The 15,824-nt window shown below is 68.2% G+C and carries 14 protein-coding genes and 1 pseudogene; 6 read left to right on the top strand and 9 right to left on the bottom strand.

Annotated elements, in window-relative coordinates:
* Positions 1–14 precede the first annotated feature (14 nt).
* Together MSZK_RS22795 and MSZK_RS22800 are read right to left on the bottom strand one after the other, a co-directional pair.
* Positions 15–842: a dienelactone hydrolase family protein gene (locus MSZK_RS22795; RefSeq protein WP_099250811.1), complete on the bottom strand. Its 828-nt coding sequence runs from the start codon at positions 840–842 to the stop codon at positions 15–17.
* A gap of 13 nt (positions 843–855) precedes the next feature.
* On the bottom strand, positions 856–1,536 hold the full coding sequence (locus MSZK_RS22800; RefSeq protein ID WP_099250812.1) for a DUF4245 domain-containing protein: 681 nt from the start codon (positions 1,534–1,536) through the stop codon (positions 856–858).
* On the opposite strand from MSZK_RS22800, the gene glpX reads away from it, so the two are divergent.
* Positions 1,535–2,566 carry a class II fructose-bisphosphatase gene (glpX, locus tag MSZK_RS22805; RefSeq protein WP_099250813.1) on the top strand — a complete coding sequence of 344 codons (1,032 nt, stop codon included), beginning with the start codon at positions 1,535–1,537 and terminating at the stop codon, positions 2,564–2,566. The genes MSZK_RS22800 and glpX overlap by 2 nt on opposite strands.
* Before the next feature lie 12 nt (positions 2,567–2,578).
* Positions 2,579–4,006: a class II fumarate hydratase gene (locus MSZK_RS22810; RefSeq protein ID WP_099250814.1), complete on the top strand. Its 1,428-nt coding sequence runs from the start codon at positions 2,579–2,581 to the stop codon at positions 4,004–4,006.
* 3 nt (positions 4,007–4,009) lie between these two features.
* Here MSZK_RS22810 and MSZK_RS22815 read toward each other — a convergent pair whose 3' ends face one another.
* Positions 4,010–5,212: a sodium:proton antiporter gene (locus MSZK_RS22815; RefSeq protein ID WP_099250815.1), complete on the bottom strand. Its 1,203-nt coding sequence runs from the start codon at positions 5,210–5,212 to the stop codon at positions 4,010–4,012.
* 13 nt (positions 5,213–5,225) lie between these two features.
* A complete protein-coding gene (locus MSZK_RS22820; protein WP_099250816.1) occupies positions 5,226–6,107 on the bottom strand; it encodes a polysaccharide deacetylase family protein in 882 nt (293 codons plus the stop codon).
* A 153-nt stretch (positions 6,108–6,260) separates the two neighbouring features.
* Here MSZK_RS22820 and MSZK_RS22825 point away from each other — a divergent pair, with 153 nt between their 5' ends.
* Both MSZK_RS22825 and MSZK_RS22830 read left to right on the top strand, forming a co-directional pair.
* A complete protein-coding gene (locus tag MSZK_RS22825; RefSeq protein ID WP_099250817.1) occupies positions 6,261–6,821 on the top strand; it encodes a hypothetical protein in 561 nt (186 codons plus the stop codon).
* A 25-nt stretch (positions 6,822–6,846) separates the two neighbouring features.
* The gene (locus MSZK_RS22830) at positions 6,847–7,848 is read left to right on the top strand and encodes an NAD(P)H-quinone oxidoreductase (RefSeq protein WP_199203441.1); all 1,002 of its coding nucleotides are present in this window, start codon (positions 6,847–6,849) and stop codon (positions 7,846–7,848) included.
* Here the strand turns inward: MSZK_RS22830 and MSZK_RS22835 are convergent.
* The 4 genes from MSZK_RS22835 to MSZK_RS22850 all read right to left on the bottom strand — a co-directional run bounded on the left by MSZK_RS22835 (position 7,826) and on the right by MSZK_RS22850 (position 12,936).
* Positions 7,826–9,145: a PhoH family protein gene (locus tag MSZK_RS22835; RefSeq protein ID WP_099250818.1), complete on the bottom strand. Its 1,320-nt coding sequence runs from the start codon at positions 9,143–9,145 to the stop codon at positions 7,826–7,828. The two genes, MSZK_RS22830 and MSZK_RS22835, sit on opposite strands and share 23 nt — an antisense overlap.
* Positions 9,146–9,327: 182 nt before the next feature.
* The gene (locus tag MSZK_RS22840; RefSeq protein ID WP_099250845.1) at positions 9,328–10,155 is read right to left on the bottom strand and encodes an acyl-ACP desaturase; all 828 of its coding nucleotides are present in this window, start codon (positions 10,153–10,155) and stop codon (positions 9,328–9,330) included.
* A 73-nt stretch (positions 10,156–10,228) separates the two neighbouring features.
* Positions 10,229–11,695, bottom strand: a complete 1,467-nt coding sequence (locus tag MSZK_RS22845; protein ID WP_099250819.1) for a glycine hydroxymethyltransferase — start codon at positions 11,693–11,695, stop codon at positions 10,229–10,231.
* Positions 11,696–11,718: 23 nt separating this feature from the next.
* Positions 11,719–12,936: a DUF885 domain-containing protein gene (locus tag MSZK_RS22850; RefSeq protein ID WP_099250820.1), complete on the bottom strand. Its 1,218-nt coding sequence runs from the start codon at positions 12,934–12,936 to the stop codon at positions 11,719–11,721.
* A 30-nt stretch (positions 12,937–12,966) separates the two neighbouring features.
* Here MSZK_RS22850 and coaA point away from each other — a divergent pair, with 30 nt between their 5' ends.
* On the top strand, positions 12,967–13,905 hold the full coding sequence (gene coaA, locus MSZK_RS22855; RefSeq protein ID WP_099250821.1) for a type I pantothenate kinase: 939 nt from the start codon (positions 12,967–12,969) through the stop codon (positions 13,903–13,905).
* A gap of 42 nt (positions 13,906–13,947) precedes the next feature.
* On the opposite strand, the gene MSZK_RS22860 is transcribed toward coaA, so the two are convergent.
* Positions 13,948–14,370 (bottom strand): hypothetical protein, encoded by a 423-nt coding sequence (locus MSZK_RS22860; RefSeq protein ID WP_099250822.1) that lies wholly within the window; start codon positions 14,368–14,370, stop codon positions 13,948–13,950.
* A 368-nt stretch (positions 14,371–14,738) separates the two neighbouring features.
* On the opposite strand from MSZK_RS22860, the pseudogene MSZK_RS33510 reads away from it, so the two are divergent.
* Positions 14,739–15,824 (top strand): annotated as a pseudogene (locus MSZK_RS33510) (hypothetical protein); the annotation flags it as partial.

The raw sequence follows: 15,824 nt of genomic DNA on the forward strand, positions 1-15,824 counted from the left end.
GTGGCCGCGAATGACTAGGTGAGGCGTTCCTTGAGGAACTGCACCACCCGCTTGCGGGCCTCATAGGCCGGCTGGTTCTCGACCTCGCGCACCTCCAGGGTGAGCACCGAATGCGCCATCCGGCCGAAGCCGTCCTTGTTGCCCTTCGACGAATCCAGCTCGATCACTTCGAACGCGTCGCCCAGCCGGTCCTTGAGCGTCTTGAACCGCTCGGCCGGCGCCAACGGGTCGCCGCTGAATCGCAATGCCAGCGCGCACAATCCGTCTTCGGCGGCCCGCTTCTCGATGACCTTCAGCTCCCCCTCGGACAAACCGGGGTCGCGCTTGTGCTTGGCGGTCAACCCGATCGGTACCGACGGCTGACTGAGCACCGGAGCCAAGACGCTGTCGTCGACGGCGGCCGCCAGCGCGAACCCACCGGAGAAGCACTGCCCGATCACCCCGACGCCCTTGCCGCCGGTCTTCGCCTTCAGGTCACGGGCCAGCGCCCGCAGGTAATGCGACACCGGGCGCTCCTTGTTGGTCGCAAACGCCGCGAACTCCTTGGCCACACACCCGCGCGCGAGATCCAGCACCATCCCCGGCCGCTGCGCCGCGGCACCGGGCGTACCGTACAGCGACGGGATCACCACACTGAACCCGTTGTCCACCAAGTAGTTTCCCAGCGCCAGCACACCGGGATGCACGCCCGGCATCTCCGGGATCAGCACCACGCCGGGCCCCTCGCCCTTGCGATACACGTCGTGGGTGAAACCGGCCGCGGAAAACGGCTCGCAGGTCCACCCGGTGAGGTCGGCGGCCGGAGCCGCCTGGCCGGCGGCACGGGATTCGGGTCCGGGCATCGACGTCTCCTGTTCAGCCTGGCGGCAGGGGTTTCTGGGTCTGAGTGCCAACGGCAAGGGTACGGAAGTCCGAATTGCTGCCCGCGCCGGTGATGGCTACCTGGGCCGGTCCGGCGGCACTGTCCAGCCGGGTGGTCCACACCGGCTCGGTGCCCTCGCCACCCTCGTAGACGATCCACCTGACACCGTCGACGTCCTGCGTACCGGTGGGATACATCGAGGAATGGATGGAGCCGACCAGGGCCTGCTCGTCGGCATTGCTCTGGGTGAGGCTGACATACATCTTGGAGGCGGCGAGATAGCCGACGGTCGAGGTGACGGCGCGCTGACGCTGTCCGTCCGGCCCGACCCGGCCGCCATCGATCCCGCCGCGAGCACCGGAGTTGGCCCGCCAGCCGGCCGGCAGCTGCGGCAGCCGAATCGGGATGCCCAGCGTCTCGGCGTCGGCCTTCAACGCGGCGGGCGCGTCATACGGCGGCGGCGTGCCGTCACGCGGCGAACTGGGCCGAACCGAGCACATCCCGACCAGCCCGGCCAGCACGATGCAGGCCACCACCAGCGGGGCCAGCGACCAGAACATGTCGCGACCGTCCTGGAGCAACCGGGGCTTGGGCTCCTTGGGCGCGGGGAGTGTCACGTCGGCCAGTATCCCAGGTCTAGACGGCTCACCTGCTTCTGGGACAATCTCAGCCATGCCAGACGCCCGCCGCCGTGAAGCGCCCGATCGCAACCTCGCCCTCGAACTGGTTCGAGTCACCGAAGCGGGGGCCATGGCCGCCGGCCGCTGGGTCGGCCGCGGCGACAAGGAGGGCGGCGACGGCGCGGCCGTCGACGCCATGCGCGAGCTGGTCAACTCGGTGTCCATGCGTGGAGTCGTGGTGATCGGCGAGGGCGAGAAGGACAACGCCCCGATGCTCTACAACGGCGAAGAGGTCGGCAACGGCGACGGCCCGGACTGCGACTTCGCCGTCGACCCGGTGGACGGCACCACGCTGATGAGCAAGGGCATGCCCAACGCCATCTCGGTGCTGGCCGTGGCCGAGCGCGGCGCGATGTTCGACCCGTCGGCGGTGTTCTACATGAACAAGATCGCCGGCGGCCCCGACGTCGCCGACTTCATCGACATCACCTCGCCGATCGCGGCCAACATCCAGCGCATCGCCAAGGTACGTAAGGCCTCGGTCTCGGACATCACCGTCTGCATCCTGGACCGGCCGCGGCACGCGAAGCTGATGGCCGAGGTGCGCGACGCCGGCGCTCGCATCCGGCTGATCTCCGACGGCGACGTCGCCGGCGCCATCTCGGCCTGCCGGCCCGAATCCGGGACCGATCTGCTGGCCGGAATCGGCGGCACCCCCGAGGGCATCATCACCGCGGCAGCCATCCGCTGTATGGGCGGCGAGATCCAGGCGCAACTGGCGCCCACCGACGACGCCGAGCGCCAGAAGGCCATCGACCGCGGCCACGACCTGGACCGGGTGCTGACCACCAAGGATCTCGTCGCCGGCGAGAACGTGTTCTTCTGCGCCACCGGCGTCACCGACGGCGACCTGCTCAAGGGAGTGCGCTACTTCGGCGGCGGCTGCACCACCCAGTCGATCGTCATGCGATCCAAGTCCGGCACCGTCCGGATGATCGACGCCTACCACCGGCTGTCCAAGCTCAACGAATACTCCGCGGTGGACTTCACCGGGGACAAGTCCGCGGCCTACCCGCTTCCCTAAGAAAGGCAATTGATGACCGACAGTGCCGTCGAAAAGAAAGCCGGCGAAGGCGAATACCGCATCGAGCACGACACCATGGGCGAGGTCCGGGTGCCGGCCAAGGCCCTGTGGCGGGCCCAGACCCAGCGGGCCGTGGAGAACTTCCCGATCTCGTTCCGCGGTCTGGACCGCAACCAGATCCGCGCCATGGCACTGCTGAAGGGCGCCTGCGCACAGGTCAACAAGGACCTCGGGCTGCTGGCGGCCGAGAAGGCCGACGCCATCATCGCCGCCGCCGGCGAAATCGCCGACGGCCTGCACGACGAGCACTTCCCGATCGACGTGTTCCAGACCGGTTCGGGCACCAGCTCCAACATGAACGCCAACGAGGTGATCGCCTCGATCTGCGCGCGCAATGGCGTGACGGTGCACCCCAACGACGACGTGAACATGTCGCAGAGCTCCAACGACACGTTCCCCACCTCCACCCACATCGCGGCCACCGAAGCCGCTGTGCGCCAGCTGATCCCGGCCCTCGAGGTGTTGCACGAGTCGCTGGCCGGCAAGGCCCGCCAGTGGCGCACGGTCGTCAAGTCCGGCCGCACCCACCTGATGGACGCCGTGCCGGTGACCCTCGGCCAGGAGTTCGGCGGCTATGCCCGCCAAATCGAGGCCGGTATCGAACGAGTGAAGGCCACGCTGCCCCGCCTCGGCGAGCTGGCCATCGGCGGCACCGCCGTCGGCACCGGACTCAACGCCCCCGAGGGCTTCGGCGCCAAGGTTGTCGAGGTGCTCGTCGCGCAGACCGGCCTGGCCGAATTGAGCACGGCCAAGGACTCTTTCGAAGCGCAGGCCGCCCGCGACGGGCTGGTCGAGGCCTCCGGCGCATTGAAGACCATCGCGGCGTCGTTGACCAAGATCGCCAACGACATCCGGTGGATGGGCTCGGGCCCGCTGACCGGTCTTGGCGAGATCGCGCTGCCCGACCTGCAGCCGGGTAGCTCGATCATGCCCGGCAAGGTCAACCCCGTGCTGCCCGAGGCCGTCACCCAGGTGGCCGCCCAGGTCATCGGCAACGACGCCGCCATCACCGTCGGCGGGCTGTCGGGCGCGTTCGAGCTGAACGTGTACATCCCGATGATGGCGCGCAACCTGCTGGAGTCCTTCACCCTGCTGGCCAACGTGTCGAAGTTGTTTGCCACCAAGTGCATTGACGGCCTTGTGGCCCACGAGGCCCACCTGCGCGAGCTGGCCGAGTCGTCCCCGTCGATCGTGACACCGCTGAACTCGGCGATCGGCTACGAGGAGGCCGCCAAGGTGGCCAAGCAGGCGTTGGCGGAGAAGAAGACGATCCGGCAGACGGTCATCGACCGCGGGCTGATCGGCGACAAGCTCTCTGAAGCCGAGCTCGACAAGCGCCTCGACGTGCTGGCGATGGCGAAGGTCAAAGACGGCGACTAGTTCTCACGCGCGCTGGGCGTCCGCTTCGTAGCGGCGGATGCCCAGCGGCGCGGTGAGGCTGTGCAGCACCAGGCTCAACGTCACCGCGATGATGCCGGCCTGTGCCAACAGGCCGGCATGCTGCATATCGCCGCGGTCGATCACCAACAGACCCAGTACCACCGTGCCGATACCGCGCGGCCCGAACCAGCCGATGAACACCCGGCTGTAGCCCGGCAAATCGGTACGGATCAAAGCGATCAGCACCGCGACCAGACGCACCCCGAACAGGGCCGCGACACAGAACACCACGATCTGCCACGTGACATGCTGCCAGGCGTCGATCACCGCGAACGCACCGAACATCGCGAACACCGTCAACTCCAGCAGCTGCCCGGTGGCATCCGAAACCTGTCCCGACACTTGGGTGTTCGTCCGGCGTGCCACCACCGCGAACGCCAGTCCGCCGGTGAACGCTGCGACGAATCCGCTGGCATGCACGCGTTCACCCAATTCGAAGCAGATCAGCGCGACGGCGACGGTGGCCAGCTGCGCCCAGGTGTCGCTCATCCAGTCGCGACGTCGCGACCACGCGATGACTCCGGCGCCGAGCAGGCCGATCGCCGCGCCGATCGCCAGCGACAGCAACTCGGTGCGCACGACGAACCACATCCAGTTCCGGGGCCGCGAATCCGTGTGCGCCGACGCCAGCGCCATCGCCGCCAGCAGCACGGCCAGCGCGAACCCGTCGTAGAAGCCGCTCTCCACCGACAGGGCGTTGCGCACCCGCTCGGGGATCCGGTGATCCTCCAGTAGCGCATCGATCAGTGCTGCCTCGGTGGGTGCCACGATCGCGGCCAGGCACACTGCCTCCCACCAGGGCAGCACCGGCAGCAGCAGCGCAGCGGTCAGACTCCCCAGGATCAGGGTCAGCGGGATACCGACCACCAGAAGCCGGAACGTGACATGTCCGCGCCGCAACACCCTGCCGGGATCCAGCTTGGCCGCCTGATTGAACAGGATGACCGTCAACGCCAACTGTGCGAGCACCGTGTAGCCCTGCGTGCCGGGCCCGGCGTCGAGCAGGTTGAACCCGAACGGCCCCAGAGCCATTCCCAGCCCGACGAAGATCAGCGCCGGCGCGACATACCACCGGTTGACCAGACCCGACACCACGGCATAGCCCAGAACCAACAGCGTCAGGACGAAAGAGGTGGCGGTATGCAACTAGTCGCCGGCCCTAAGCACCGTTGTTGGAACCGCCGGAATTGGCGCCGGGGATGTCGGTGATCGGAATGTTCGGCATCGGCTTGGGCGACGGCGTGGCCGGCAGCGTCGGGATGTCGGCGGCCGGGATGTCCTGCAACTCGTTCACCGGCGGACCGTTGTCGCGCGAACCGTACACGCTGCCCGGCGCGCGCGGCCCCAGCATCTGGCTCACCGTCACCAGGTGATAGCCGTTGGCCTTCAACACCGGGATGAACTGCTCGACGAGGTCCACGGTGGACGAGTAGGTGTCGTGGAACAGCACCACCGAGTTGGGCTTGATCTGGCTCATCAGCATGTAGCGGGTCGCGGCGGTGTTGGAGTCGTTCATCCAGTCGAACGGGATCACGTCCCACAGGATCGCGGCCAGCCCGTACTGGGCGGCGACCTTGTTGACGGCGTCGTTGGTCAGCCCGCCCGCCGGCCGCCACAGTGTCGGCGTCTGCCCGGTGGCGGCCTTGATCGCGTCGTTGGCCTTGCTGAACTGGGCCGGCACGTCCTCGGGCGGGATCGTCGTCATGTTCGGGTGTTCCCAGGTGTGGCTGCCCAGCTCCATGCCGGCGTCGACCACCCGCTTGGCGCCGGCCGGGTTGGCCGCCACCTTGTTGCCGATCTCGAAGAACGTCGCCTTCGCGCCGGCGTCGTTGAGGATGCCCAGCAGCCGGTCGGTGTAGGGCGTCGGCCCGTCATCGAAGGTCAGCGCCACACACTTGACCACCGAACAGTCCACGGCGTCGGCCTTGGCCACCTTGACGTGGCCGGTGAAGCCGCCGACGACGACCACCGCCACGCCCGCGACCACACCGATCACGGTCCGCAGATAGGACCAGGACAGATTGTCGGGACGGCGCGGCACGCGACCGATTTTACCGGGCCAAGCTGCCTGGTCCCTGACACCGGCGCCGCTGGGGGCTAGCACTACCGCCGATTGTGCGGCTAGCAGCGTGGTGCCCCGGCGCCACGGCGGGCAGTGTTGACCGCACCAACCCCTGGTGAAACGGAGTAGCTCATGACCTCAACGGTCCGCGAAGATCTCATCCTGTCGCATGCGGCGATCACCGCCGAGGTGCAGGCGCCGTTCGATCACGTCGATATCGCCCAATGGCTGAAAACCCTTCCCACACACGAATATCAACGATGCGCACCCGGCGACCACAAGGCCGCCGGCTACACCGTCGACGACGACGGCACGCCGATGTCGATCAACGTGGAGATGATCGGATCCGGCTTGGTGGTGCAGCAGTACCGCTTCGACATCGCCGCGCCGCACTACTGCCGCATGGTGTCGCTGTCCGACGTCCTGACCCCACTCGGATGGACCAGCACACAGGTCATCTGGGAACTGCGGATGGAACAACTCGCCGGTGACCACTGCCGCTACACCAACACGGTGACGTCGCACCCCACCGAGCACTTCCTGGACTTCATCGCCCAGCACGGCCAGACCTTCGCCGAGGCGGCCGAGGCCCGTCAAGACGCGTCGGGACGGCATTGCCGAGTGGAGACACCGCTGTATGCCCAGAGCATCGCCCGCTGGGCTGCGCAACGGGCCGCCAGCGCCGCCGCTTAGCCCCTTCCACCGTCGAGGAGTCGTCATGCCGTCCGCAGTGTTGTTCGATCACCCCGGCGAGCCAGATGTCCTGCAGTGGCGCCCGGTGGCGCCCATCCATCCCGACGCCGACCAGGTGACGATCGCCGTCGAGGCAGCCGGGATCAACAACGCCGACCTGCTCCAGCGACGCGGCCGCTACCCGGTGCCACCGGGCGCGCCCCGTCCGCTGGGACTCGAGTGCGCGGGCACCATCCTCGCCGCGGGGCATGCGGTCACCGCATGGTCACCCGGTGACCGGGTGTGCGCTCTGCTCGACGGCGGCGGCTACGCCGACCAGGTTGCGGTGCGCGCCACCCAGGTCATGCCGATCCCGCCCGGGCTGGACCTCCTCGAAGCTGCCGCGGTCCCCGAGGTGGCCGCCACGGTGTACTCCAACCTCGCGATGGTCGCCGGCCTCACCGGTGGGCAGAGCGTGCTCGTTCACGGCGCCGGCGGCGGCATCGGAAGCTTCGCCATCCAGTGGGCCCGCGCCATCGGTGCGCACGTCATCACCACCGCCGGCAGCGACGCCAAGGTGCAGGCCGGGCGCGACCTGGGCGCGCAGGACGCGATCAACTACCGCCGTGAGGATTTCGTGGCTGCCACCCTGGCCGCCACCGGCGGTCGCGGCGTCGACGCCATCCTCGACGTGGTGGGCTCGGACTATCTGGCGCGCAACCTGGAGTGCCTCGCGCCGGATGGACACCTGGTCATCATCGGCGGCTCCACCGAGCCGACCCTGCTAGACCTCGGTGCGCTCATGGCCAAGCGCGCCAGCGTCACCGCCACCATGTTGCGGGGCCGCCCAGCCGAGCAGAAGGCTGCCATCGTCGCAGGAGTCATCCGCGACGTGTTTCCCCTGTTCGACAGCGGAGCCATCCGTGCCGTCGTGGACACCGTGGTGCCACTGCCCGACGCCGCCCGAGCTCACCGGCTGCTGGAGTCCGGACAAACCGTCGGCAAGGTCATCCTCGACAACCGCGTCACGGCAGCGCGCCGGGACTGATCTCCTCGAGCATCTCGGTGACCAGGGCGGCGATCGGCGAGCGTTCACTGCGCATCAGCGTGATGTGCGCGAACAGCGGGTGCCCCTTGAGCTTCTCGATCACCGCGGCCACGCCGTCGTGGCGGCCGACCCGCAGGTTGTCGCGCTGGGCGACATCGTGGGTGAGCACCACCCGCGACCCGCTGCCCAGCCGGGAGAGCACGGTCAGCAGCACATTGCGCTCCAGCGACTGTGCCTCGTCGACGATCACGAACGAATCGTGCAGCGAGCGGCCGCGGATGTGGGTCAGCGGCAGCACCTCCAGCATCCCGCGGGAGAGCACCTCCTCCAGCACGGCCGGCGAAGCCAGCCCTTCGAGGGTGTCGAAGACGGCCTGCGCCCACGGGCCCATCTTGTCGCTCTCGCTGCCCGGCAGGTAGCCGAGATCCTGTCCGCCGACGGCGTACAGCGGGCGGAACACGACGACCTTGCGTTGCGTGCGCCGCTCGAGCACCGCCTCCAGACCCGCGCACAGCGCCAGCGCCGACTTGCCGGTGCCGGCCTTGCCGCCCAGGCTGACGATGCCGACCGATTCGTCCAGCAGCAGATCGAGGGCGACGCGTTGTTCGGCTGACCTTCCCCGGAGGCCGAACACTTCGCGGTCACCACGCACCAGCTGGACCTTCTTGTCCGCGTTCACCCGGCCCAGCGCACTGGAACCGGCACCGAGCAACCGAACTCCGGTATGGCACGGCAGATTACGGGCGTCGGCCAGGTCGATCTCACCCTCGGCGAAGATCGTGTCGACGTCCTCGCCCGTGACGTCGAGCTCGGTCATCCCGGTCCAGCCGGAGGTGATCACGTCCTGTGCGTGGTATTCGTCGGCCAGCAGGCCCACCGCACCCGCCTTCACGCGAAGCGGAATGTCCTTGCTGACCAACGTGACTCGCTTGCCCTCGGCGGCCAGATTGGCGGCCACGGTCAAGATCCGGGTGTCGTTGTTCTCTGTGCGGAAACCGGACGGCAGTACCGACTGGTCGCTGTGGTTGAGTTCGACATTGAGCGTGCCGCCCTCTGTCCCAATGGGAATCGGCTGATCCAATCGACCGTGTTCCAGACGAAGGTCGTCGAACAATCGCAGCGCCTGCCGGGCGAACCAGCCCAGCTCGTGGTGGTGGCGCTTGGCTTCCAGTTCACTGATGACCACGAGCGGTACCACCACTTCGTGTTCGGCGAACCGGGTGCACGCCCACGGATCGGAGAGCAAGACTGAGGTGTCGAGCACATACGTCCGAACGGGCGACTGCGAATCGGTCACTGGGCGCTCCTCAGGCTCACGCGGTCCCCGCGAACCCCTCGGTGGACACTGCGGCACCAGGACCGGGACCGGTCCTGTCGTAGTCACGAAAGGTGCCGCCCGGACGACAAAGCATGTCGCTAGCCATCGGAAGCGACGCTACTCCGGTAGCCGCCCACGCGCCGGTCAGGCGCGCCGCCGTGTTATGCGCGAACGAACTTCTTCAGCACCGATTCGCCGTCCAGGCCCCATGCCGTGATGCGATCGGAGACCACCTGCCGCGAGAGGTCGAGGTCGAAGATCCCGGCCTGGGCGACGTTGTGCAGCTTGTCGGCGTACTCGAAGATGTCGCCGCCGACCACACCGAAACCGCCCGCGCGGCGCGCGACCGCGGAGATCGTCGAGTCGCGATGGGTTTCCAGGCAATGCGCGACCAGGTTGGCGAAGAACGCCTCATGGCGCTCCTCGTCGGCGGCGATCCGGCCGACCAGGCCCTTGAGCACCGGCTCGTCGATCTTGGCCTCCAGATTGCGGGTGAACACCGCGTGCGCCCGCTCGTAGAGCGCCATGAAGACCAGCGTCTCGATCTGGGTGTAGTTGTCGGCGCGGTAGCCGCGCATGACGTGTGCGACGCGGACGTCCTCGTTGGCCGTCGGGTCGAAGTTACGGGTGACGACGAGGTAGTTGCGGATCGCGATGGCGTGCAGGTTCTCCTCGGCAGTCCAGCGGCCCATGAAGCGGCCCCACTTGTCCTCGAGGATGAAATGCTCGACCAGCTCGCGGTGATATCCGGCGAGGTTGTCCTTGGTGATCAGGATGATCTCCAGCGCGTCGACGACGTCGGCGGGCAGGGTCACCTGCGACGGGTCCCAGTCCGTGCCGCCCAGGAAGGCGAAGTTCTCGCCCTGGTCGAACGGAACGTAGTCGTGGCCGTACCACTCGTCGGCCGTCTCCAGGTAGCGGGCCAGATTGTCGGCGACAACCGGCTCAAGCTCGAGCGTCAGCGCATCTGCGACAGGTTTCTGTGCCATGCGGTAACTGTAACCCACAGACACGGATGTCCGGAAATCTGGCCCACCCGGCGTTTCGCGGGGGTTTCAGGCGCTACAGGGTGAGGCCGGGGTACAGCGGGTTGGCCGCCAACAGCTCGGCGGACGCGGCATGAACCCGCTCGGCGGTGCCGTCGGCCAGCGTGTACTTGGCCTTGGAGGTGCCGTCGGCCTCGGTGTTGGTCAGCACGTCCACCACCAGCTCCGCGACCCGGTCGAACTCGGCCGGACCGAACCCCCGGGTCGTCAGTGCCGGGGTGCCGAACCGGATGCCGCTGGAGTACCAGGCACCGTTCGGGTCGGCCGGGATCGAGTTGCGGTTGGTCACCACACCGGCGTCCAACAGCGCCGACTCCGCCTGGCGGCCGGTCAGCCCGAAGCTCTGCACGTCCAGCAGCACCAGATGGTTGTCGGTGCCGCCGGTGACCAGCCGGGCGCCGCGTTTGAGCAGACCCTCGGCGAACGCCTTGGCGTTGTCGGCCACCCGCTGGGCGTACGCCTGGAACGACGGCTGCCGAGCCTCGGCCAGCGCGACGGCCTTGGCCGCCATCACGTGCGACAACGGCCCGCCCAGCACCATCGGGCAGCCCTTGTCGACGGCCGGCGCGTACTCCTCGGTGGCCAGCACCAGGCCGCCGCGCGGGCCGCGCAGCGACTTGTGCGTGGTCGTGGTGGTGACGTGGGCGTGCGGCACCGGATCCTCGTCGCCGGTGAACACCTTGCCGGCCACCAGGCCGGCGAAGTGCGCCATGTCCACCATCAGGGTGGCGCCGACCTCGTCGGCGATCTCGCGCATGGTGGCGAAGTTGACCCGCCGCGGATATGCCGAATAGCCGGCGACCAGGATCAGCGGTTTGAACTCGCGGGCGGCCGCGGCGACGGCGTCATAGTCGATCAGGCCGGTCTCCGGGTTCGTCCCGTAGCTGCGCTGGTGGAACATCTTGCCGGAGATGTTGGGCCGGAAACCGTGGGTGAGGTGGCCGCCGGCGTCCAACGACATGCCCAGCAACCGCTGGCTGCCCAGCCGGGCGCGCAGCCGCTCCCACTCGGCCTCCGAGAGGTCGTTGACGCCCTTGACGCCGAGCTCCTTGAGCGCCGGCGACTCGATCCGGGTGGCCAGGATGGCCCAGAACGCGACCAAGTTGGCGTCGATGCCCGAGTGCGGCTGGGCGTAGGCGTAGGGGGCGCCGAACAGTTCGCGCGCGTGCTCGGCGGCCACGCTCTCGACGGTGTCGACGTTCTGGCAGCCAGCGTAGAACCGGTGCCCGACGGTGCCCTCGGCGTACTTGTCGGACAGCCAGGTGCCCATGGTCAGCAGCACGGCCGGCGAGGCGTAGTTCTCGCTGGCGATCAGTTTGAGCGAATCCCGTTGATCGGCAAGCTCTTTGCGGGTGGCCGCGGCGATCCGTGGCTCGACGGACTCGATCACCTCTAACGCTGCGCGGTAGGCCTCACTGGCCGTGGCGGCATAGTCCGCGCCCGGGGCGGCGGGAGAAGGCGAAATCGTCGAGTCTGCGGTCATGCCCCAAGCCTATCCGCCGCTGTTCAGGCCGCGTCCACCCGCAGCGCCGACGGGGTCAGCGGCTCGTCGAGAAGGCGCCCGAACCGCTCGGTGAGTCCCACCCCGGCCGGTCGGTCGTCGAGCCAGGCCCGCAGCAGCCGGTACCCCTCGACATAGGTGCTGGTATAGGCCCGCCACAGCGGCGAGGACAGGAATCGCAGCATCTGCCGCGCCCTGGTGTCGTCGACCAGCAGCCAGCGCTGCAGGAAAGCGGCGACCTCGTCGGCGTCGCGATGCTCGTCGTGCAGCATCAGCGCGGCGTCCTGACGGACATCAGCCAGCGCGGCCGTCGCCTCCGACAGCGCCTCGGCCCGCTCGCCGTCGAACCGCAGCCCCAGATCGGCGTAGATCTCGCCGGCCCAACTCCCCCAGCCCGGTCCCACCGCGGCATACAGCGCCAGGTCGGCGAGCCCCTCGGCCATCAGGCACTGTGGGGTGTTGACCAGGAAGATGGTCTGCTCCTGCTGGTCCTGGCCGGCCACCAGCCCGGCTTCCTTGCGGCAGTGCTCGGTGTGATGGCCCGGGTAGGACTCGTGGGCCACCAGCCGCGGCAGGTTGGCCATCTGCTGCTTGAGGTCGGCGTTGATCGCCACCGTCGAGCGGTAGTTGCCCTCGTAGTAGTTGAAGCCCGACCACGGCTTGTCGGTGACCACCTCGTAGACGATGGTTTCGGCGTCCGGCAGCGGGTACGTCGCGCGGACCGTGTCGCGCAGCGCGCTGGAGAACGCCTGCACGCACTCCTCCAGTCGGGCCGGCGGGATCTCGTCGGCCCGGCGGTGGGCCTCCATCCGCTCGGCCAGCGGCCCGCTGCCACCGAGCACCTCGTCGATGCGGGCGTGGGCGGCCCGGTAGCGCTCCTGGTCGCCCCGGCTGATCTCGACATCGAAATAGTTGCGCACCTCGTCGACGAAACCCACCTGCTCGCCGGCGAACTTGCGGGCCGAGAACGCCAGGGCACGTAGGTGGGCCCCGATGAAGTCGGCGCGCTGATCGGTGAAACCCGCCTCCCGCGGGACGTTCGGCAGCGCGGCGAGCAGCCGGTCGGCCTGCCGGGCCAGGTCGGCCGGTTCCGGGGCAGGCTCGTCGGCGACCGCGCGACGCAGTTCGGGATCGCCGGTGAACGAGTCGACATAGCCCTCCTCGATGCGGTCGAAGCGCAAACCGAGGGTCAGGTAGTCGCGGATGAGGGTGCCGGGCTGCATGTCAACCAAGCTAACTGCAAGACTGAGCGCATGGCGCGGCTGAGCGAACCCAGCCCTTACGTCGAGTTCGACCGGAGTCAATGGCGTGCACTGCGCATGTCGACCCCGTTGAAGCTGACGGAGGACGAGCTGATTGGGCTGCGCGGCCTGGGCGAGCAGATCGACCTGCTCGAGGTCGAAGAGGTCTACCTGCCGCTGGCCCGGTTGATCCACCTGCAGGTGGCCGCCCGGCAGCGGCTGTTCGCGGCCACCTCCGAGTTCCTCGGCGAGCCGCAGCAGAGCCCGGACCGGCCGGTGCCGTTCATCATCGGGGTGGCCGGCAGCGTGGCGGTCGGCAAATCCACCACCGCGCGCGTGCTGCAGGCGCTGCTGGCGCGCTGGGAGCACCATCCGCGCGTCGACCTGGTCACCACCGACGGCTTCCTGTACCCCAACGCCGAGCTGGCCCGTCGAAACCTCATGCACCGCAAGGGCTTTCCGGAAAGTTACAACCGCCGCGCGCTGATGCGATTCGTGACGACGGTGAAGTCCGGCGCCGATCAGGTCTGCGCGCCGGTGTACTCACACCTGATCTACGACATCGTCCCCGGCGAAAAGCACGTCGTCACGCATCCGGACATCTTGATCCTCGAGGGTCTCAACGTCCTGCAGACCGGCCCGACGCTGATGGTGTCGGACCTGTTCGACTTCTCGGTGTACGTCGACGCCCGCGTCGAGGACATCGAACAGTGGTACATCGACCGGTTCCTGGCCATGCGGGCCGGCGCGTTCGCCAACCCGGCCTCGCACTTCCACCACTACGCCGGACTGACCGACAGCCAGGCCGTCGCCGCCGCCCGCGACATCTGGAGTTCGATCAACCGGCCGAACCTGATCGAGAACATCCTGCCGACCCGTCCGCGGGCGACCCTGGTGCTACGCAAGGACGCCGACCACGCGATCAACCGGCTCCGGCTGCGCAAGCTCTAGCTGCGCCCGCCCGGCGAATCCGCGCCGACCTCACCCCGCGCGTCAGCCGGTCGGCCCGCCGGTCAACGGATTCAGCCGCATCACCGGCAGCGGGAACTCGAACTCAGGTTCGGCGTCATCGGGATGCCCGTAAAGGCCGATGGTGTACACGCCATTCGAATAGACCGTCATCGGCAGCTGATGAGCAAACACTCTGAACTTGTACGGAACACCGGGATTGTCCGGCCACTCCCAGGCGAACTCCAACAAGCCCACCCGCTCCCCCTCGGGAGACTTCGCGACTATATAGCGTCGTGGCTGGTAATCCGTTCCGCCACTTGCATATACGGACAGAACCAGCGGAAGCGTGATTTGCGAAGGCAGGCTCTCCACGTAGCAGCTGGTCATGGGGAAGCCCTCGGCGTTGACTCCACCCGCCTCCTCCAGCACCGCTTTGCGCGACGCAGCAAACGCAATCACCTTCATGCCGTGGCCCTTCGTTAGATCGGTGGGTGCCCTCGGCCTTGATGGTAGTCACCAGGCGACGCGAGGCCGACGCCGCGTGATCGATCGCCGCCCCACACCGAGGTACCCGCAATCGGCAAACAATACGACTGACCGGTCTGAGCGCGCGTTATGGGGTAATACAGCTAACTTCGTCGAACAATGCGCGCTACAAAGCGATTTCAGTAAAGTCTCTTTTCTATTGCGGGGACGTCAATTAATCGCTATACATGTGCTGTTGATCGACTGAGGCCGTGCGGCTTCGGTACCGAGTCACGCCGGGGTTGGGGTTCTTCTTTCTTTATTGCTTGGTGGGGATTCCGGCGTGCCTGAACACGGGGGGCGTGTGAATGAGTGCTGCCGTTTCGCTGAATGTCGTTGCTGGGCTGCACTCGCGGCCTGCACCGCCGAGCTATGCCTGCTACGTGGGTCGAGTGGGGGCACTCGCCGTGGCCTTGGGAATCGGCGCAGCAGTCGCATCAGCGGCGGTCGCTGCCGCCGACACCGGTTCATCGTCGAGCGGCAGGCATCAGGGAGCGAGCGGAGAATCGGCCACCAACGTCGGGCCGAAGGCGACGAAACCCGGCGGGGCCTCAGCTGGCCCGCGGATCGGGCGCCCGTCCTCACCCGACCCTGACAGCGGCTCGAACAGTCCTGCAGCACAGGGCAATACAACGACCAAGACATCCAAGCCGACCTCGGGCCGTGGACTTCGCACCACGAATCTCGCCGACTCCCCCAAGCGCGCACACCGTGCGTCGCCGACCAACGCGGTCAGTCTCCCGCCGACTCTGGCTGGTCCGTCGAGCACCCGCGCAGTCGGTCTGGCCGGTGCCACCGACGTCACCTCGGCCGTCGGCAACTTCATTGCGACCTTCGTCGGCAACGGGACCGCGGCCCACCCCAATGGCGGAATCCTGGTGGGCAACGGGTTCAGCTATACCCTCGAGACCTGCACCGGCGGCACCGCGTGCAACGGCGGCCGCGCCGGCTTGTTCGGCAACGGCGGCGCCGGGTTCAACGGTGGCAACGGCGGGTCCGCCGGCCTCTTCGGCAACGGCGGCGCCGGCGGTGCGGGGGTCGCCGGGGTCAACAACGGCGCCGGCGGAAACGGCGGAGCCGGCGGCACATTCATGGGCAACGGCGGCGCCGGTGGCGTCGGCGCCGTCGGCGTGGCCGGGACCAACAACGGCACCGGCGGCAACGGCGGCCGAGGCGGCGACGCCGGTGCTCTCGCCTCGTTCAGCCGCGGCGGGGCCGGCGGGGCCGGCGGTGCGGGCGCTGCGGGATCCGGCGGCTCCGACGGCAAGGCAGCCGGCGCCTCCGGCGGCGACGGCATCAGCGGGGGCGCCGGCGGCTCCGGCGGCGCCGGCGGCAATGTCGGCTTGCTGACCTTGCTGAGCACGGCCGGCGCCGGCGGGATCGGAGGTCAGGGC

The sequence above is a fragment of the Mycobacterium sp. shizuoka-1 genome, assembly GCF_002723835.1.
GTDB lineage: Bacteria > Actinomycetota > Actinomycetes > Mycobacteriales > Mycobacteriaceae > Mycobacterium.